General features: G+C 33.8%; 12 protein-coding genes and 1 other annotated feature. Of the genes, 3 read left to right on the top strand and 9 right to left on the bottom strand.

The features are described 5' to 3' along the window. Nucleotides 1-59: 59 nt before the first annotated feature. From NBG71_RS11190 to thrA, 5 genes are all read right to left on the bottom strand, one after another. Complete coding sequence (locus NBG71_RS11190) at nucleotides 60-4,328, bottom strand: calcium-binding protein (protein ID WP_250916862.1); 4,269 nt, start codon at nucleotides 4,326-4,328, stop codon at nucleotides 60-62. A gap of 128 nt (nucleotides 4,329-4,456) precedes the next feature. Beyond that, nucleotides 4,457-8,245 carry a hypothetical protein gene (locus tag NBG71_RS11185; protein WP_250916861.1) on the bottom strand — a complete coding sequence of 1,263 codons (3,789 nt, stop codon included), beginning with the start codon at nucleotides 8,243-8,245 and terminating at the stop codon, nucleotides 4,457-4,459. 147 nt (nucleotides 8,246-8,392) lie between these two features. Further along, nucleotides 8,393-9,685 (bottom strand): threonine synthase, encoded by a 1,293-nt coding sequence (thrC, locus tag NBG71_RS11180; RefSeq protein WP_250916860.1) that lies wholly within the window; start codon nucleotides 9,683-9,685, stop codon nucleotides 8,393-8,395. A gap of 3 nt (nucleotides 9,686-9,688) precedes the next feature. After that, a complete protein-coding gene (gene thrB / locus NBG71_RS11175; protein ID WP_075671351.1) occupies nucleotides 9,689-10,639 on the bottom strand; it encodes a homoserine kinase in 951 nt (316 codons plus the stop codon). After that, a complete protein-coding gene (gene thrA / locus NBG71_RS11170; RefSeq protein ID WP_250916859.1) occupies nucleotides 10,621-13,080 on the bottom strand; it encodes a bifunctional aspartate kinase/homoserine dehydrogenase I in 2,460 nt (819 codons plus the stop codon). Before thrA ends, thrB begins: the two co-directional genes overlap by 19 nt. A 22-nt stretch (nucleotides 13,081-13,102) precedes the next feature. Beyond that, nucleotides 13,103-13,223 (bottom strand) — a sequence feature (Thr leader region). 663 nt (nucleotides 13,224-13,886) lie between these two features. Between thrA and arcA the strand changes: the two genes are divergently transcribed. Beyond that, nucleotides 13,887-14,603 carry a two-component system response regulator ArcA gene (gene arcA, locus NBG71_RS11165; RefSeq protein ID WP_006535263.1) on the top strand — a complete coding sequence of 239 codons (717 nt, stop codon included), beginning with the start codon at nucleotides 13,887-13,889 and terminating at the stop codon, nucleotides 14,601-14,603. Between the two features lie 213 nt (nucleotides 14,604-14,816). Here the strand turns inward: arcA and creA are convergent, their stop codons facing one another. Continuing rightward, a complete protein-coding gene (creA, locus tag NBG71_RS11160; RefSeq protein ID WP_171455359.1) occupies nucleotides 14,817-15,275 on the bottom strand; it encodes a protein CreA in 459 nt (152 codons plus the stop codon). A gap of 221 nt (nucleotides 15,276-15,496) precedes the next feature. Between creA and robA the strand changes: the two genes are divergently transcribed. Further along, nucleotides 15,497-16,405, top strand: coding sequence for an MDR efflux pump AcrAB transcriptional activator RobA (robA, locus tag NBG71_RS11155; RefSeq protein WP_075671355.1), 909 nt, complete (start codon nucleotides 15,497-15,499; stop codon nucleotides 16,403-16,405). Between the two features lie 43 nt (nucleotides 16,406-16,448). Here the strand turns inward: robA and gpmB are convergent, their stop codons facing one another. After that, on the bottom strand, nucleotides 16,449-17,096 hold the full coding sequence (gene gpmB, locus NBG71_RS11150) for a 2,3-diphosphoglycerate-dependent phosphoglycerate mutase GpmB (protein ID WP_109419250.1): 648 nt from the start codon (nucleotides 17,094-17,096) through the stop codon (nucleotides 16,449-16,451). A gap of 51 nt (nucleotides 17,097-17,147) precedes the next feature. Here gpmB and yjjX point away from each other — a divergent pair, with 51 nt between their 5' ends. Continuing rightward, entirely contained in the window at nucleotides 17,148-17,684 is a 537-nt protein-coding gene (gene yjjX / locus NBG71_RS11145) for an inosine/xanthosine triphosphatase (protein ID WP_023580954.1), read from the top strand. A 123-nt stretch (nucleotides 17,685-17,807) separates the two neighbouring features. On the opposite strand, the gene trpR is transcribed toward yjjX, so the two are convergent. Further along, the gene (trpR, locus tag NBG71_RS11140; RefSeq protein ID WP_075671359.1) at nucleotides 17,808-18,119 is read right to left on the bottom strand and encodes a trp operon repressor; all 312 of its coding nucleotides are present in this window, start codon (nucleotides 18,117-18,119) and stop codon (nucleotides 17,808-17,810) included. Between the two features lie 101 nt (nucleotides 18,120-18,220). Continuing rightward, on the bottom strand, nucleotides 18,221-20,140 hold the full coding sequence (gene sltY, locus NBG71_RS11135; protein ID WP_075671361.1) for a murein transglycosylase: 1,920 nt from the start codon (nucleotides 20,138-20,140) through the stop codon (nucleotides 18,221-18,223). Nucleotides 20,141-20,195 lie beyond the last annotated feature (55 nt).

Raw genomic sequence — 20,195 nt, 5'->3', positions numbered from 1 at the left:
CGTTTAATTAAACAATCAATAATGAAATAGCCCTTAGTCAAGGGCTATTTTTTTAATTGTTAATATTCCCAATACTTTACTACCACGGGTAATGGCGACCATACTGATGGTGAAGTAAATTCACTACCTTGCATTATCGTTAATTGTTGCTCATTAAACTGTGCCATTTCTTGAATAATTGCAGCAAGAGATTGCGCTGAAAGTTCACTTTGTTTCTCAATAATAGAAACCGATTTACCTGTTTCATCTTGTGGTTTCTTTACAGTTAAAACAAACTGATTATCCTGCGTTTTATACTGCATATCATCATCAACTTGAGAAGCAATAAGCTTATCGTGTTCTGATAATCCTGAAATAAAAAGGTGGCTACTGCTCCCTTCATCATAAACAGTTACTTCACCATGACGCTTGTTCACAACATAAACATTATGGCCCACACCACCACTTAAATAGTCATCACCAAATTCTGAAATTAATAAGTCATTTCCGCTTCCTGCATTGAGGTTATCATTTCCCTCCCCTGCAATTAAAATATGGTGCCCGTGGTTAACGACAATATGATCATCCCCCTTTCCACCATTAATCACCGAACTATTTTTATTGCGATTAACAACAATATCATTCCCCTCCATTGGCTCAATTATGGATAATAAATCAACCGCCTGATTTGATTGTTTTTGAGAGACTAGCGAATAAAACGGCGGGTGAGAAAGAGAATATGCAGATAATGTCTCTCTATTTAAGGTGAGTGATTCAGGGATCATAAGCACATCATCTTCTGCTGTTATCGCTAAATTCAGATCTGTAATAGGAACAAGTAAACGTTGCTGACTCTCTTTTGTAGGAAGAGTGAAAACCGTATTATCTTTATCAATAAAGCGAATCTGCATTCCAGATCCCCAAATAGCATTAATATGAGAGGGTTCAAAAACAAGCTTTAAGTGAATATCTGGATGATAACGATGTGATAGAACATTATTATAAAACACTAAATCAAAACCGCTCACGTCAGATAAAAAGAAATGGCTGATATCATGATGAGATAGTTTTTCACTATTATCGGGGAGTAAAATATTAATTTTGTCACTTTTGTCGGAAGCTAAAAATGTTTCAATTTGATAACTGTCATTCCCGGAACTAAGTGTAACAAACGAATTTTTTGTAATACCAAAATAATAATTATCTTGAAAATTACCCTGAAGACCAAACCGTAAATTTTCTCCCGAAGAAAACCCACTATATTTTAGTTGTGGTAACAAACTAATTTTTTTATTTTTATTCGAGTATGAAAGCGATAAAAAGCTATTATTGTCATTAAGGTATAATGATTGAAGATTTTCTTCAGTATTATTATATTTATCTAAATAACTAAAATCATATAACACATCATTTTTAATCGTTTTATTTTCGTTTAGCGTTAATATAAAGCCATCAATTGTTGTCAAAGTATAACGATGAGCTAATAAATTATTTTCTTTGTTAGTATACACATTTCTCAGCGTCATTAAATGATAAATCGATTCATTATATTTATTACCATCATTCACTTTAATGTAAAAAATAATATCTTTTCCTTGACGATAAATAGAAGATATTTCATCAAAATGATAATTTAGCCTTACAATACTAGACTGTTCATCATTTTTTTCACTAATAATCGTTTCAAATTGAATATTATAATTATTTTCTAAAGAAGCTCTTAATATATGATAGTTATCATTTCCATCACCACCTTCTGCATATCCCTCTTGTAAAACCAAAGTATCATTTCCGCCTAATCCATATAATAAATCAGCACCACCAACACCATCTAAGTAATTATCCTCTTGATTTCCATAAATAACATCATTACCCACTTCACTTCCTATAACATTTTCAACACTATCTAAATAAGCAATAACGTGCTGATCTTGTAATATAATATTAGGCATAGAATCAGTTAGTTGCTTTGAATAAAGATAATTATTTTCTTGATACAGAAAAAGCTTTGAATGGAAATTTTGACTGTTTGTTTGTTCTTCTGAATGCTTAAATTTGATGTAGTTATCTAATAAATTAACCTCATATCCTTGATATTTATTTGTCGTTTTTATAATACGAAGAGTATCGTTTCCTTCTCTGCCATAAAAACGACTTGCATAAAGTGGAGATTCTGAGGTAAATAAATTAAATACATCATCTTTATTTCCTCCACTTAGCCTCTTAGTTCCATTATAGATATCAAAATTATTTTTAACGTTCGAAGGAGCAACAATAATATCATCACCATTATGAGTATTAAAATAAAAATTTTCATTCTCTTCCCAACCCGATACATAATATTTTCTATCCTGATTGGATTTAGTTAAATTTTCTGTTACTTTATTTTCACCAAATAAAAGGATACTGTTTTCTCTTGTTGATTTCATTTTTCGAATGAAATCACCATCAACAATACTATCAAAAACAGGAGAGTCATTGTCAGAAATAATATCTAGATTATAACGCTTTAATTCATCGACATAAAAATCAATATCAAAAATAAGAACTTCATTTGTTGCAATTGCTTCTTTTGGAAGATAATACTTATATTCAGTTTTTTCTGCTCGTAGATGATAAGAGAGTGTTGCTATTTTTTCTGCTTCTTCTTGGCTTATATTGATTGATATGCGTTGGGTAATATATTCACTTATAGGATTTAAAATTGAATCTAATGTTTTCCCCATTAGATTGGGTACAACTTTATAATAAAAATATTCTTGATAAATTTGTTTTTCATTAGTGTAAAAATAGCGACTAAGGTAAGATTGTTTTTTTATTTCCTCAAGATAACTAATCGCCTTTTTATCAATCATTGCTTCTAATTGTGTTTCTGTTTCTAAATAAATAATTTCATTTTTTTTATCAGGAATAAGATCACCCATTAAAAAGGCATAAAATCCATTATTAAGCTCTTCTAGAGGTGTAAAATGAACTTTTGTTTTTGCTTCTTCGATAAGCCTTGCCGCATTATAAATTGAGGTTGCTAAAGCTATAACCGCGCCAGCTACAATACCTACGGGGCCAGCAACAGTAGAGCCTGCAAGCATCGCAATAGAAACACCTAATGTAACCAATCCCGAAACAACCGCTAAAGAGCCATTAACAATATAATCGATGCGTTGCTTTTCATTTGTGCCAACTGAAATTCGGCTAAAGTTGTCGTAAGCATTATAAATATCGAATCCAATAGAAAGCACATTAAGCCCAATGCTAATTCTTGTGCTTATTTTATTGACGTATTCCAATGGGTTATGTCTATATTTTAGTAACCCTTTAGCTAAAGTAATTTCAATCATTTCAGAAAGGCCATTGTAAGCCATTTCAGACCACATAATGGCTAGATTATTAATGATCTCTTTACGTTCTTTTACGGTTAATAATGGGTCATTAAGCTGTTCGGCAAGCATAAATGTAGCATTGATTGATTGCCACATACCAAACGTAATATTAGCGTAGCCAATTTTGCTAATTATTTGCATATGCCGAGGAATATTTAACGAGTTTTTCCTCAATGTATTCCAATCATTAATATCATAGTTTTTATCACCTAGTTTAATTATTTCAGAGAGTCTTTCAGATGCCATTAAATAGTCAATCCTACTTGTATCATTAGAAAGTAGATACTTAATTTTGTTTTTTTTATTATTTAATAAGTTTCTAAAAATTGAAATAATTTTCTTATCTTCTTCACTACCAGAGAGTGAAAAAAAATAATCATTGAGATAATGAGGATCAAATGTTAATTTTTCTTTCCATTTAGTCAACGTATTTAATGAAATTGAATCTATATTTTCATTATTTATTTTTGCACCGAGACTAATTAATAAACTCTTATCAAAAGGAATGTCATTTATTTTTACTATTTCTTTATTCTTATTAGTGGTAATATTCCCAACATCGAAGAAATCCAAAGTATTTAAATTACTAATTTTACTAAGTGCTTCAGCTGGTGAAGATACTTTTAGTCCCTTTTTATTAGTCTCTATATAGATAATACGTTGAAGTTTATCAATTAAATTTTTATAGTTTTTAAATGTAGAAATATTATCGAGTAACACTCGATATACAATTCCTTTTTTACTCCTATCGAAAAATGAATTAAGTAAATTCCTTGAAAATAGACTTAGTTTTCTTATCAAGTTTGGGTTATCATAAATTGCATGAACCACTTCAATTGTTTTATTTGCTTTTTCAGCTAATGTCAGTGTTCCTTCTGATAATGAATCCAATGATTGCCATTGCTGATATGTTATTTCTCCCATTAAATATTGATTAAATTTTTTATTAATCAATGGATCATGTATCATTTGTGTTAACTTATTCTCTATTTTTGTTTTATCTGAAACGTTAAAAAAAGCAGATAACTCATATTGATATTTTTTGTATGCAGTATTTATTGAAATATCATTATTGATAAGTTTATCACTAAGTTCCTTTAGTTTTTTTTATGTTGTTTGACATTCATATTATCAACTTTATTAATAATAGAACCGAGTTGAAAAATATTAATATCATAATGATTAGATTTAATATAATCAAAAATGTCTGATATTGTTATTTTATCTGAATAGTCATAAATAACAGTTCTAATATCTTTTTTATAGCCTAGCTTAAATTCTTTATTATTACGATAACTAGGATATTTTTTAGAAACAAATTGATATAGCTCCTTAGCTAATTTTTTATTTTCTTCTTTTATTTTTTCATTAAATGAAATAGGTTTTATATTACTATATTCCATATCAGGAATAATTACATCTGATAACGCTATATTTGCAAGTAAAGGTTTATCTATATGTTTTCGTTCGATGAAAGGTTTAACAATCACGCTATCCTTTGATAGAGATAATCTATTATCAATTACTTGATAAATAGGCATATTGAGTCGTTGAGCAATACCCTCAATAAAAAAATCACCATATTGGTAACTTAATAACTTCTCTTTTTTAGCAAAAATAATTGTTTTTTCATTAAAAAATTGATTTTCTAAAATAATATTATATAATTTTTCCACTTCATTTTTTTGTCTAATAAAATCTTGATTAAAAAAACATTTATCACTATTTCCCACTACTGTAATTCGTATTTTATTTTTCATACAATAATCTATAAAACTATTTATTTCTGGTTTATCCTTTAAATAAAATTCTAATTTTTCACTTTTAACACCATTATAAAAATAATTTACAATATCATCCTGATAAAATGAATCTATATTATCAACAATAATATTATCTATCATATTATCAGTAAGTATTTTATTTTCATAAAATAGAAATTTAAAATTCGCCTTTCTATCGTCAAATAACAAATAGCTACAATCTATTTCATTCTTATTTTTATTTAATGATTTATCTAAAAGAACACTAGGATCATCTTCATTAAAATAGAAATTATTTGGATGATAATCATAATTTCTCTCACGATAGTTACTAAGAAAATAATCCTCTAATTGGGTTATTTCGTGGGTAATCATTTTATTTGTAAATTGCTGATTTATAAAAAAGTCAAAATATAAATCATGATAAGAACTTAAATGCTCTTTTCTTTTCAAGTCTATTTGATTTTCAATAAAAACGAGCAATTTATTTACATTTTCATGATCTTTATATTCTGATAATTTTTTATAGTTCTCTTTTAAATGTAACTTATTTTTATCTTCAATTAGTAATGTATTTTTTAATTCCAGAATATCAATCCCTTTAATTACCTCATTTAAGTATTTATAATCCCCTTTAAATTCAATAGTATAGTCATACCCATCTATACCCACATTTCTATTTTTATCTAATAATAAGTAAGGGCTTTCAATAATATTATTGTAAATAAAATTACTGATACCTTTTTTTCCTTCATTGATTTCATTAAGAATTAATTGATAGAATTTTGCAGCAACTGAACTATTTTTTTCAGATAATGCGATTAACTTATCTTTCCCATAGATTAATTCATCATAAAACAGTTTATTCTCTAGTTTTTCTTTTACTTTATTTAATACATTAACAATTGATATATTTTTATTCTCTTGATTAAAATTATTTATTTTATTAATAAGAGAAAAACTTGCTACTAATTTGTCAAAGTATATATTTCCTTTTAATACATCAATTAAAGAAGTTATTTCATTTAATAACGTTGTTTTATTTCCTTTTAATAAATAACTATTAATCTTAATCAACTCACTGTAATATATATCATTAAATTCAATATAACCCTTATCTTTCCTTATTTCTTGAAAAGAATCAAATGTAGCTTCTTGAATACTAATATCACCATTATCGCTTTTATTTAAGATAATTTTACTGGCTTTATCGTTTTTTATTATCTGAGAAAGGTAATTTTTTATTAAATAAATCCCTTCATCGACATTTGAATCTTTTACAATAACTTCTATAATTTTGTTATCTCTGTTAAGCTCAACAATAAGATCTCGCTGCTCATTATAATGAATAATGCGTCCTGTAATGTTGTCATTGAAAGGCAATGAAAAACCTATTTTCTTTATATTTTCAGCAATACCTTTATTTATCTCTGTATTATTATAATCCCAAACACTTTGGTAATTTGAAATTTCACTTTTTTTATATTCATCGAAAATAATATATTTTTCATTATTAACTTCATGTGGACCATAAAAATCCATTTTATTCTCTAATACTTCATTTATAGATTTAATACTAGAATATTCTAACAATTCACTATTAGAATCAAACAAAGAAAATTTATAATTATTTTCAGAGTATTTTTTATATGAAATAGCAATGGCATGATCTTTAAACCCAATAATAGCGTAATAGTCATCATTATTTTTCATAATATATTCTAAATATTCATTAATTTTATTTTTATCAAATACTATTTTTTCTACATGTGATCCTTTTAATCCTCGATTCTCTAATATTTTGCTATATTCAATTGATTTTATTGAATCAAATATAAAATATTGTGCTTTTTTATTTAATCTTTCCATTTGAAAATGTTGAGAAAATATAATATTTTTTATTTCTTTTATTAGATTTAATACTTCATATTCTTGTATATTACTAAATAAAATAGAATCAAGTTTATCAACTATAATTTCTTTTTCGCTTTGATAAGAGCGTATATTTTCTTTTAACCAGAATAAGTATTTATTACCTCCTTCTAAACCGCCATTTCTAACTTCAACTAAATAATTTAAACTCAATCCATAACATAAACCAGCTAAATTATGTATATGGCTAAAATCATAATTAGTTTCTGTTGAAGTAATTAAATTAATTCGACTCATTACTCTTTCGAAAGGTTTTAATAAATCAATATATTGAGAAAACTTTTTTATAATATTATTTTTTATTTTAGTAATAAACCAACCTGTACCAACTTTATAAAGTAGATGTTCTCCACTTTCTGTTATCTGATTATATTTAGATTTTGCAATTGTAAATGCTTCTTCTATATCATCAACGTAAATATGTAATACCTTTTCTGTGTTTTCTAATTTATCTCTGACAATAAAAATATTTTTGTATGAATAACCTTCATTTAATTCAATAGAAATGTATTCATTAACACTTATTTGTTTCTTTTTCTTAATATCATTAATTATCTCCCTAATAATATCTTTATTATTTACCTTCCAATTTCCCGTATTATTAAAGTAGCTAACATATTCTTTCCTGTGATAAAAACGATAATATAAAAAATCACTATTACTATTATCACTTATAAGGTTATAAATTTTATTTATTAATTCATTTTTATTATAAAAAAAATCAGCATATCCATCAAAGTTAATAATTTTAAAATTATTATTTTCACTATCTATTTGTATAAATACCTTATTATTTTCAAACTGCAAATAGTAATCACCAGATAAATTATTCTGAATTAATAGTTTCAATCGTTCTTTTTGAATTTTACTGGGCTCTCTACTTGCTAATTTAGCACTATTAAAAAACAAATTTTCTATACTTGAATTGATTTCCTTCCTAATAAAATCAATATTTTTCGTAAAGTCATTTTTATAGTACAGCAAAAAATTATTATCTATTTTTTTTAAGAATTCATCTGCAGCATATTCATTTTTAGAAATAAAAATAGAAATATAATTCTCAGTTAATATTCTTTTTATAGAATCTATCTTGAAAAATAATTCAGATCTATTTTCTTTTATATGATTTTCTATTTTCAATACAATACTATTAATATTATCTTTAAACGTTACTTCTTTGAATCCATTCATATTTAATTTCCTTGTTTCTAGTTCATTTACTTACTGGAAATAAAATATATAAATTTATTTTTATCTTTTTTAAATACTGATTTTCCTATTTTAGATAAAAAAATAGCCCAACATTCTGTTGAGCTATTTAATTAAATATATATCAAATTATTTAGGTGCTCGTTCAAGCAAAAATGCACGTAATTGAGCAAAATCAGCAGGTAAGAAATGTGAAAGTAACTCTTTATCTGCACGCTCTGCAAGCTCTTTAGGTAATGGTAATTCACCACCCAAAATACGTTCAACGCTTTCTTTAAACTTCGCTGGATGAGCCGTTCCTAAAAATAAACCATATTCACCATCTTGAAGTTCATCGCGCAGTAAACGATATGCAATCGCAGCGTGCGGTTCTGAAATATAGCCTTTCTTCGCAAGTTCACGCACTGTTTCTTCTGTTGTTTCATCACTCACTGAACCATGAGCAAGATCAGAAAGATCCCAACCTTTACGGCGATACAATTCTTCAATACGTGGCCAGTTATTTGGTTGGCTAACGTCCATTGCATTAGAAAGTGTTGCAACAGTACGATGAGGCTCCCATTTACCATTATCTAAATAGCGAGGAACAGTATCGTTCTCGTTTGTTGCAGCAATAAAACGCTTAACAGGTAATCCCATTGATTTTGCCAATAAACCAGCCGTTAAATCACCAAAGTTACCACTTGGCACTGAAATCACTAGATGTTCATGTTTTTCTGCTGGAATTTGGGCAACCGCTTCAAAGTAATAACAAATTTGAGCAAGTAATCGGCTGATATTAATGGAGTTTGCTGAGTTCAAATACATTGTTTTCTTTAAGAACTCATCATCAAAAGCTTGTTTTACTAATGATTGGCAAGCATCAAAGTCATCTTTAATTGCAACAGTGTGAATATTTTCACCTAATGTACAGAACAGTTTTTCCTGTAACGGACTGATTTTTCCTTCAGGATAAAGAATAACGACTTGTACATTTTCTAATTTGTAGAAAGCATGAGCAACAGCTGCCCCCGTGTCGCCTGATGTTGCCGTTAAAATAGTCACTGGTTGGTTGCCAGCAACTTCTGACAACATTTGCGCCATAAAGCGACCACCAAAGTCTTTAAATGCCAGTGTTGGGCCATGGAAAAGCTCTAAACAACTCACATCATCTTCAACTTGGGTTACTGGTGCTGGGAATGCAAATGCTGTGCTAATACGTTTTGCTAATACATCAGCAGGAATTTCATCACCAATAAAGGCCGTTAAAATACGGCTACTACGTGTTGCAAAATCAAGTGCTAATAATTCATTAATTTCAGCTTTAGAAAACGAAGGTAAGTCTTGTGGAAAAAAGAGCCCTTGCTGTTTACCCAAACCTTGTTTTACTGCTTGAGCAAAACTGACTTGCTCTTGATTATCTTTCAAATTATATAATTTCATGACTTACCCTATCTGTCTTGCGCCACGCGTATCTATACGGCAGATATGTACAAAGCCTTCACTGTTTTGTACATAGTTTTGTTTCAGCCATTCGGCCATCTCTTGTGCGATTTCTAATGAATCACTAATCGTAAAAATGGTAGGCCCTGAGCCTGAAATGCCACAAGCTAATGCGCCTTTCTTCTGCGAAGCCTCTCTGGCTTTTTCAAACCCAGGAAGAAGTTGAGTGCGATAAGGCTCAGCAATCACATCTTGCATCAAATTAGCGGCTAATCCTGATTGCTGAGTATGGCAAGCATGAATAAAGCCAGATAAATAACGACCGTGGTTAATAATGTCAGCTTTAGAGTATTGTTTTGGTAAAATCGCTCTAGCTTCTGCCGTAGAAACTTTAATCCCCGGATATGCCATAACCCAATACCAATCATCAAAAGTTGGTACAGACTGACAAATAGTGCCATTTTGTTCCAAAATAAGTTGTAGCCCACCTAAATAACAAGGCGCAACATTATCATAGTGAACACTACCTGAAATACGTCCTTCAAGCTCGCCCATCATCAGCAGCAATTGCCTTTCACCAAAAGGCTTTTGAGCAAATTCATTAAGCGCAACCAATGCCGCAACAACAGAACAAGCACTTGATCCTAAGCCAGAACCAATTGGCATATTTTTCTCAAGTGTCATTGCAACAGGAAGTACTTTGCCTAACTTCTCACAAAACAACTGCCAACATTGGTACACAATATTTTGCTTAGGATCTGAAGGTAGTTTGCCAACAAAGTGCCCTTTACTTTCAAGTGTAAATGCCGAAGCCGCTTCAACAGTGACACAGTCACCCAGTAATTGCCCATCAATAGGTGAAACTGCCGCGCCAAGGACATCGAATCCAACACTCACGTTGCCTATTGATGCTGGTGCATAAACTTTAACCACGCTTAAACTCCCAATTTCCATGATAAGGTACGTAATACATCTGCAAACACCCCAGCAGCAGTAACATCATTACCAGCACCATATCCACGTAATACCAATGGAATAGGTTGATAGTAGCGAGTGTAAAAGGCTAAAGCATTTTCACCATTTTTCACTTTAAACAGAGGATCATTTGCATCAACTGCCATTATCTTAACTTGGCATTTACCTTCATTGATAATGCCAACATAACGTAATACCTTACCTGCTTTTTGTGCTTCTTCGACTTTAGCATCAAATTCAACATCAACTTGAGGTAAACGATTTAAGAAGCTTGCTACATCACCAGAGCTATCAAATGAAGCAGGCAGTACAGGCTCTACATCGATATCACTTAATTCTAATTTATAACCCGCTTCACGCGCTAAAATAAGCAGTTTACGCGCAACATCCATACCTGAAAGGTCATCACGAGGATCTGGCTCAGTAAAACCTTTATCTTTTGCTGAAAAAGTCGCTTCAGATAAGCTTTTACCTTCATCTAATTGACCAAAAATGTAAGATAATGATCCTGAAAGAATACCATTAAATTGAACTAACTCATCGCCTGCGTTTAGCAAGTTTTGCAAGTTCTCAATAACAGGCAAACCTGCACCTACGTTAGTGTCATATAAGAATTTACGGCGTGAAGCTTCCGCTGCTTGTCTAATTTGATAGTAATAATCCATCGACAGCGTATTCGCTTTTTTGTTTGGTGTAACCACGTTAAAGCCATTTTGTAAGAAATTTGCGTATTGTTGCGCAATTTCTTCGTTTGATGTGCAATCAACGATCACTGGATTTAAGAAGTGGTACTCTTTTTCTAAACGAATAAGTTGGCTAAAGCTAAATGGCTCTTTGGCTTCTTTTAAAGCCTGTTGCCAATTATCTAAATCAATACCTTGCATATCTGTCAGCATGGCTCTTGAGTTAGCAATGCCACATACAGGAAGATCGATATGCTTATTTTTCAACCATGCTTGTTGGCGATGGATCTGTTCAATTAACGCGCTACCGACACCACCAACACCAACAATAAAGACTTCAACAATTTGATTGGTGTTGAAAAGCATTTGATGGCACAAGCGCACAGCATTGGTTGCTGAATCATTAGCGATAACGGCTGAAATTGAACGTTCGGAAGAACCTTGTGCAATAGCTACAATATTAATATTGCCACGAGTTAATGCAGAGAAGAAACGCGCTGAAATCCCTTTTAAAGTACGCATACCATCACCGACAACAGAGATGATAGCGACGTTTTCCATGATATCTAATGGATCTAGTACACCATCTTTTAATTCTAAATAAAATTCATCTGATAATGCTTTTTGCGCTCTAATAAGTTCTTTTTGTGGCACACAAAAGCTGATGCTGTATTCAGAAGAAGATTGCGTAATCAGGACAACAGAAATACCCGCTCTCGACATAACAGAGAATACACGAGCAGCCATCCCCACCATACCTTTCATTCCGGGGCCAGATACGTTGATCATCGCCATATTATTAAGGTTAGTGATCCCTTTAACGGGGGTACTATCGTCTTTTTGACCATCACCAATTAATGTACCCGGAGCATCTGGATTGCCTGTGTTTTTTATTAAACAAGGAATTTGGAATTGGGCAATAGGTGCAATTGTACGAGGGTGAAGTACTTTAGCACCAAAGTAAGAGAGTTCCATCGCTTCTTGATATGACATGCCTTTTAACAGGCGTGCATCAGGAACTAAACGAGGATCGCAAGTATAAACACCGTCAACATCCGTCCAAATTTCACAACACTCTGCACGTAAGCAAGCAGCTAATACAGCAGCGGAGTAGTCTGAACCATTACGGCCTAATACCACGAGTTCATTTTTCTCATTACCCGCAGTAAAACCTGCCATTAAAATCATATCGTCTTTTGCGATATTGAGTTCTAAGATGCGACGAGTAGATTCAGGAATATCAACAGTAGATTCTAAATAATGACCTTGTGCGAGCAAATTTTTGACTGGATCGATTACAGTGACATTGTAGCCTCGAGCCTGTAAAACAGATTCCATAATGGCGATAGACAGCTTTTCACCACGACAAATCATCGCTGCATTGATGCTATCAGGGCATTGGCCTAATAAAGAGATCCCATGAAGAATATGTTTGATCTCTGCAAATTCACGCTCAACCTTATCTTTTAAGCGTTCATAATCGAAACCTGGCTGTTTTTCTCTTAGACCTTGTAATAAGTTGGCAAAAATTTGCTCGGCTTCTCGTACTTGAGTGAGAGGATCTTCGCCTTCTGCCGTTTTTTCAATCATTGCAACCAAGTAGTTAGTTATCTTGGCTGGTGCTGATAATACGAGAGCGACTTGTCCCTGCTCTCTTTTTTTCTCAGCGATATCAGCAACATTCAGCACACGCTCGGCGTTGGCAACTGAAGTTCCTCCAAATTTTAACACTCGCATACAGCTCTCCTGATTTTTCACCCAAAAAAAAACCCGCATTTCTCAATGCGGGCTTTTTCGATTTTCGTTTTTTATATGCGACAGCCCGCCCCGCAATATAAGATTCCGGTGGTGGTGGTAATAATTGTCATTTTAGCTGGGCTGTAAATACGCATAACTATCCTGTCTGTCTCAAAATTAGTTTGACTATATACTGGTTAAAGCAAAGCGAGAGAGATGTCAAACTTTTTCTCTTTTTTCATCAAAAAATAAATTCAACTTAAATAAAATATATTCGATCCTTACCCCTATTGTAGTATAGATATTGCTATCACAAAGGGATAAACAAAGAAAATAAAGCTACCATTTTAGGGGTATTTGGGGATTTGTACTTTTACATGGAATAATGTATTTTATGCTACTTTAATTTGTGTAACAAAACTGGAAAAAAAAATAAACCCCACTATATTTAACATATATTTTTCTTTTACATTACATAAATCAAATTATATAGTTAACTATTGAAATCAAGGTTAAGCTGTTATCTTGATTTTGATATGTGTCAACAAAAGTTAGCTTTTTAGATGGTATTTAATACAACTGGTGTTATATTGCTGTTAATAGACTATGGGCGTTTTGCATTCTGATTTTAGCGTTCATTGTCGATTAAAATTGCAAGTTTTGTAATAACGTGATGGTTATTTATCGAATTTCAATCTGGGTCTAGTTTTTACGTGCTAATAACAAAAATGAATAACCACACAAACGCACACAGAAGTTAAACACAGATTTCCTTTTTCTATTTTTGGTAATTTTAGGTAGCAAATATGCAAACCCCGCACATTCTGATTGTTGAAGACGAAGTTGTTACTCGTAATACCCTGAAAAGCATATTCGAAGCTGAAGGGTATATCGTACACGAAGCCACTGATGGCAACGAAATGCACAATGTTCTATCTGATCATGATATTAATCTGGTCATTATGGACATTAATCTTCCTGGTAAAAATGGGCTATTACTTGCTCGTGAGTTACGTGAACAGGCAAGTGTTGCATTAATGTTCCTAACAGGTCGTGATAATGAAGTGGATAAAATCTTAGGCCTAGAAATTGGTGCCGATGATTACATTACTAAACCATTTAACCCTCGTGAATTAACGATTCGTGCACGTAACTTACTGTCACGTACCATGAATTTAGTTAATGGCACGGAAGAACGTCGTTTAGTTGAAAGCTATAAATTCAATGGTTGGGAGCTTGATATTAACAGTCGCTCACTAATCAGCCCTGCTGGTGAACAATATAAATTACCACGCAGTGAATTTCGTGCGATGCTACATTTCTGCGAGAACCCAGGAAAAATCCAAACTCGTGCAGAATTACTGAAGAAAATGACAGGCCGTGAACTGAAACCTCATGATCGTACTGTTGACGTAACCATCCGTCGTATTCGTAAGCATTTTGAATCAACACCAGATACACCAGAAATCATTGCAACAATTCATGGTGAAGGTTATCGCTTCTGTGGTGATTTAGACGAGTGATTTGATCCAACCTCAAGCACTTAACTAAATAAAAAAACCCCTGAATGATATTCGGGGGTTTTCTTTTATCTAAAGAAGAGTTAATAAAATAACAAAAGGTGAAAATTGATCTCAGCAACTGTTTTGAAAAAAAATATAACTTCTTTTTAAAAAATATTTTAAACCTTATTCGTATTAATTTTATTAACCATTAATTTCTTTAGCAAATAAAAATCACTCTTTCCACGGCATAATAGGTACTGCACTAATCGCATTTTTTGGCGAGCCATCAATGACTTTATCTGAGTAAGTCAGATAAACCAGAGCGTGGCGCTGTTTATCGTAAAAACGCACAACTTGAAGCTTTTTAAATACAAGTGATGTTCTTTTCTGGAAAACAACATCGCCATTATTTTTCCCTTTAATAACCTTTTCACTGAGTTCGATAGGTCCTACTTGCTGGCAAGAGATAGCCGCATCAGCAGTATCTTCAGCAAGACCTAAACTTCCTGAAATACCCCCAGTTTTTGCTCGGCTTAAATAACATGTGACATTTTTAACTTCAGGATCATCAAATGCTTCAATCACAATTTTATGGTTAGCGCCAAAAAACTTAAATACAGTATCCACGTAGCCAATTTCTTCTGCTTTTGCCATCAAAGAAAAAGGGAGTAAGATAGATACTGCTAGCATCTTTTTGAAATTTAACATATTTACCTTGTTCCATTGAAAAGATGAGAAAATAATTCCGTCTAGAATAAAACAATCCATGACTAACTGATAGAAGAATTTGTGTACATTAGTCGATGAAAAAGACTATATTTTACGATTGTCTAACAATATAACTTGTTATAGATGTTCAGGCTATTTACCATCTACAGCAATAAATAAACGAATATGACTAAGGGAGATGTATGGATCAAACCAACATCATACGTGATTTGCTCGCTTGGCTTGATAGTAACCTAGATAAGCCATTATCCCTCGATAATGTCGCAACTAAAGCGGGTTACTCCAAGTGGCATCTACAACGCATGTTTAAAGAAGTTACAGGACAAGCGATTGGTTCTTATATTCGTTCAAGGCGTCTATCTCGTGCAGCCGTTGCATTACGTTTAACGAGCCGCCCTATTTTAGACATTGCTTTGCAATATCGTTTTGATTCTCAACAGACTTTTACCCGTGCTTTTAAAAAGCAATTTGATAGAACACCCGCTCTTTATCGCCGTTCTGATGAATGGTGTGCGGTAGGAATCTGTCCACCAATTACCTTAGATCCTCAAAATTTACCTAAATGGGAATTTGTAACGCTATCTGAGAAGAAATTAATTGGTATTGAGCAAACTTGCAGCCATACCCTTGAGCAATGGGCTGAAGCCTGCTCTAACATGCGTCAAACCTTCTGGCGCTACTATATGAGTAAGATAAGCGCCGTTCCTCATCAAGTGTATGGGCTTCATCACGCCCAACATAGCGATGAGCATGAAGACGAACAACGCGTACTTTATACAACTGCCGTTGAGCCAGATTACGCAACGTTTATTGATGATGATGCAGCAAATGAAGTCTCTCTCGCTGGCGGTGATTATATTCGCTTTGATTTTGAAGGTGAGGCGAAACGAGGCGCAATGCAGGAGTTTTTATTCCTAATTTATGGTGTCTGTTTACCCAATATGGGATTAACACGCCGTAAAGGCTATGACGTTGAAAAATACTATCTTAAAAATGTGCGTTACAGCAATGAGATGGTGACTGAGCCACAAGATCATATCGAACGTTTTGAATATTACATTCCCATTAAACGCGAAGATGTAAACGCATAATAAAAAGCTCTCTTTGTGATATAAAAAAGAGAGCTTTTATTTTTTAGCGCTGAACTTCATCTAGTGCAGTATCAGTAAGATGACTTACATCACCTGCCGTTTCAATCACCCAACCATTGGCAAGCCAAGGGCTATTTTGATAGTCAACACGTGAAATCGAGCAATTACGCAATCTTAAACGGCGTTCTGCATATGCAGGTAATCCCAACACTGTGCTCAGTAAGCACCCTAAAGCAATACCATGACTGACTAAGAGAGGACGGCTATTTTCGGGTAAATCAAGACATTGATTTAGCGCAGCCTGCATACGACTTGCTAATTCTACCATTGATTCTCCTTGGGGAATTCGTCCATCAGGTGTACCATCAATCAAACTCTTGCGCCAAGCCTCTTCTTGTGTCTTTAATGTTGCGATCTCTCGCTGTTCAAGAACGCCCATATTTAGTTCACGTAAACGTGGGTCAGTTATCACTTCACAGCCACAGGCTTGTGCAATGATTTCTGCCGTTTGACGAGTGCGGCCAAGATCGCTTGAGATAATGTGGGTAATGCCTGCTGATTTTACTTTTTCAGCAACTTGCTGTGCTTGACGCACACCATTTGCAGTTAGTGGGCTATCAGATTGCCCTTGAATACGTCTCGCCACGTTCCATTCAGTTTCACCGTGGCGAACAAGATAGACCTGTAACATACATTTTTTCCGTTATACTGCTCTAATTTTTCAAAGGATGATTAATTCATTATGTATCATGTCATTGCAGCCACTACGAATCCAGCAAAAATCAACGCGATAAAACTCGCCTTTGAGCAAGTATTCGGTAAAGATACCTTTGATATTGAAGATATTAATGTCGATAGTCGTGTTCCACAGCAACCTATCGGAAATACAGAAACGAGAACTGGCGCACGTCAACGTGTGATGGCGGCTCGTCAAGTTCGCCCTGAAGCTGATTTTTGGGTTGGCGTCGAAGCCGGTATTGAAGATGATATGACCTTTGCTTGGATTGTTGTCGAACATGGTCAAATTCGTGGAGAATCACGCTCTGCAAGCCTTATGCTACCAGAACAGATCTTAAAAGGGATCCGTGAAGGTCGCGAGCTTGGCGATGAAATGGCTTTCTTAACAAAGATTGACAATATTAAACAGCGCGGTGGTGCGATTGGTTATTTTACTGATGGCCTACTCAGTCGTACTTCTGTGTATCAACAAGCATTAGTGCTAGCATTAGTGCCCGTCACTCATGATATCTATAAAGAACTCAATCAAAAAGAAGATTAATAATTAATCTGATACGTTTTTTTAGATAAATCAGCTTTTAGATAAATAAGAAACAAAAAAAGCCATTTAATCAAATAATTAAATGGCTTTTTTATCACTCTAGTTCATATCATAACAACGCGACTATTTTTTTGTCATTAGCTCTTTTTCAAGCCATAATTTCACGTCATGTGGCGCTGTTTTTAAACTATTAGAGCCTCTAGTGATGGTGGCAATACCAACGCCTAACTCTTCTTTTAACTCACGTTGACTTAAATCGCCTCGCATTAGCTCTTGCACAATGCGAACTCGCGTTGCCAAAGCACTACGTTCATCGGGTGTCATTAAAAGTTGTAAAATAGGAAATTGCACATCTTGCTCAAAAGCATGTTGTAATAACGCAACAAATCTTAGCCAGTGCTCATTCTCTTCAGGTGATAATGCAGGATCTTGCATCGTGGGAACCTCTTTTTGCCACACTCATTAACTAGTACACAATATAACATACTTTGCTAATGTACAAAGAGGCTCCGACGATAAATCCGCGTTATTATCTTTTAATAACGACTATTCCACTCATTTTCAGTCAGCACAGGCTGCTGTTCACCCGCAAAATAACTATAGAAAACAGCAAAAGAGAGTACATTTTTGACATAACCTCGCGTTTCAGCAAAAGGAATACTTTCAACAAACGCTATCGCATCTAATTGACCATTTGCATCAGATAACCAACGATCAACGCGCGCAGGCCCTGCATTATATGCGGCACTTGCTAAAATACGATTTTGATTAAAACGTTGATAGACAGAATCAAGATAAGCCGTACCAATCTCAATATTCTTCACAGGATTTGTTAACTGAGCACTACTGACATAACCCGTAATACCCGCTTGTTTTACCGTAAATTCGGCCGTTTTTGGCATTACCTGCATTAAACCTGTTGCACCCGCTGAAGAGCGTGCTTGTGGGTTCCACGCACTTTCTTGACGAGCAATTGCCATCGCATAATTACGGTCTATCGATTTATCTTTCGTGTATTGCTCAAACTCATTTTTCCAAGCAAGAGGGAAACGTTCTTCTAGATGATCCCACATTTTCCCTGTGATCGTGGCCTGTACTGCTAAATCAGCCCATTTTTGCTCATACGCATAACGCGCTAATTCAGCCTGTATTTGCGCTGGTTGTGAAGCAACATAGTTTGCCCACTCTGATCGCGCTAAGTTGTCCATTTGCCAATACATTAGCTCACGAACGCGCTGTACTTCTAGCTGATTCGGAATACTTGGTGAAACACTTGGCGCCTTATCTATCACCATCACATAAGGCTTACCTAATTTGGTCGCTGCAACCATAGGGTAAAAACCACGATTTTGTGTCAGCGCTTCTAGAATAGCTTGTGCTTCACTGTTTTTACCTTGTGATTGCAACACCATTGCACGCCAATAACGCCACTCTTCCTTATTTTTACTTTCAGGTGAGAGTCTTTCTAACCACAATGCCAATTCAGTTGGTTGGTTTTGGCTTAATGCTAGTCGTACTCGACGCTCACGCAATGTATCAGATGCAGTGTCTTGAATAACGCTATCACGCCATTTTACCTGCTCTGGTGTTGCGTAAGGCATATATTGCCATGCTACGGTATCACGCATTAATTGGCGTTCACTTGCCGTCATTTTTTGGGCATGTGCGATATTATCAATTTGTGCTCGAGCTGCATCTGCGTCTTTTCTTGCCCAACGAGAAAATGCAGATTGTATGATTGAGCGAGAAAAATCTGTCGGTGAAAGAGCGGTTGCATAGCGCCCCACTAAGTTTGGATAGTCTTGTAATTCAACCAAGGCATCGCTAATGGTTTGATAATTCTGAGGAAGACGCCGTGCCAAGTAAGCAGCAAGTCCCGTATTACCATTTTTAATCGCTAAGTTAATTCGCTCTAACACTAATTCTGGCGTTAATTGATTCGCCTTTTGCCATTCATCAAAAAGAGGATCGCAACTTGATGGCATTGAGGTGCCATTTAGCCATGCTTCTTTAGCACCTACCCACGCGGTTTGAATATCGCCTGTTGCCCATTTTGCATAATAATAATTACATCTTGCAGCCTTAGGGTTAGGTGGATTTGGGCTAAAAGTCAGTAAGTTTTGCCACTCTTGGCGTTTTGCTAATTCATTTACAAATAGAGAGGGAAGTGCTTTTGCTGGTGGTAATGTAGGATATTTAGCTACAAATTCAGTGACTACAGCTGGTGCAATCACATCAAGATTGTCCGTAATTTGACGGTATTCCAAATAGGGATAAAGTGGGTAGCTTTGCAATGTTGGGAGTAATTTTTCTACTTCATCTGTTTTTTTAAGATCCCATGCAGCTTTAATTTCTTGATAACGAACACGTTGTTCACTTAATGAATCTGCTTGTGTCCATGTAGAAAAACACAATGCGCCTATTGCTACTGCTAATGACCATGTTTGCTTCACCACGTAATTTCTCCCACTTCAAATAGAACCACCAAAGACTGAATACATTAGCTAATAT

This window comes from Proteus sp. FZP2095, from assembly GCF_023701425.1.
In the GTDB taxonomy this organism is placed as follows: Bacteria; Pseudomonadota; Gammaproteobacteria; order Enterobacterales; family Enterobacteriaceae; genus Proteus; species Proteus cibarius.
This window is presented reverse-complemented; position numbering and strand designations above follow the sequence as displayed.

Bases quoted from the DNA above. Each gene is read 5' to 3' on its own strand.
- NBG71_RS11190 (WP_250916862.1), bottom strand. From the start codon at position 4,328: ATGATACATGATCCATTGATTAATAAAAAATTTAATCAATATTTAATG.
- NBG71_RS11185 (WP_250916861.1), bottom strand. From the start codon at position 8,245: ATGAATGGATTCAAAGAAGTAACGTTTAAAGATAATATTAATAGTATT.
- thrC (WP_250916860.1), bottom strand. From the start codon at position 9,685: ATGAAATTATATAATTTGAAAGATAATCAAGAGCAAGTCAGTTTTGCT.
- thrB (WP_075671351.1), bottom strand. From the start codon at position 10,639: ATGGAAATTGGGAGTTTAAGCGTGGTTAAAGTTTATGCACCAGCATCA.
- thrA (WP_250916859.1), bottom strand. From the start codon at position 13,080: ATGCGAGTGTTAAAATTTGGAGGAACTTCAGTTGCCAACGCCGAGCGT.
- arcA (WP_006535263.1), top strand. From the start codon at position 13,887: ATGCAAACCCCGCACATTCTGATTGTTGAAGACGAAGTTGTTACTCGT.
- creA (WP_171455359.1), bottom strand. From the start codon at position 15,275: ATGCTAGCAGTATCTATCTTACTCCCTTTTTCTTTGATGGCAAAAGCA.
- robA (WP_075671355.1), top strand. From the start codon at position 15,497: ATGGATCAAACCAACATCATACGTGATTTGCTCGCTTGGCTTGATAGT.
- gpmB (WP_109419250.1), bottom strand. From the start codon at position 17,096: ATGTTACAGGTCTATCTTGTTCGCCACGGTGAAACTGAATGGAACGTG.
- yjjX (WP_023580954.1), top strand. From the start codon at position 17,148: ATGTATCATGTCATTGCAGCCACTACGAATCCAGCAAAAATCAACGCG.
- trpR (WP_075671359.1), bottom strand. From the start codon at position 18,119: ATGCAAGATCCTGCATTATCACCTGAAGAGAATGAGCACTGGCTAAGA.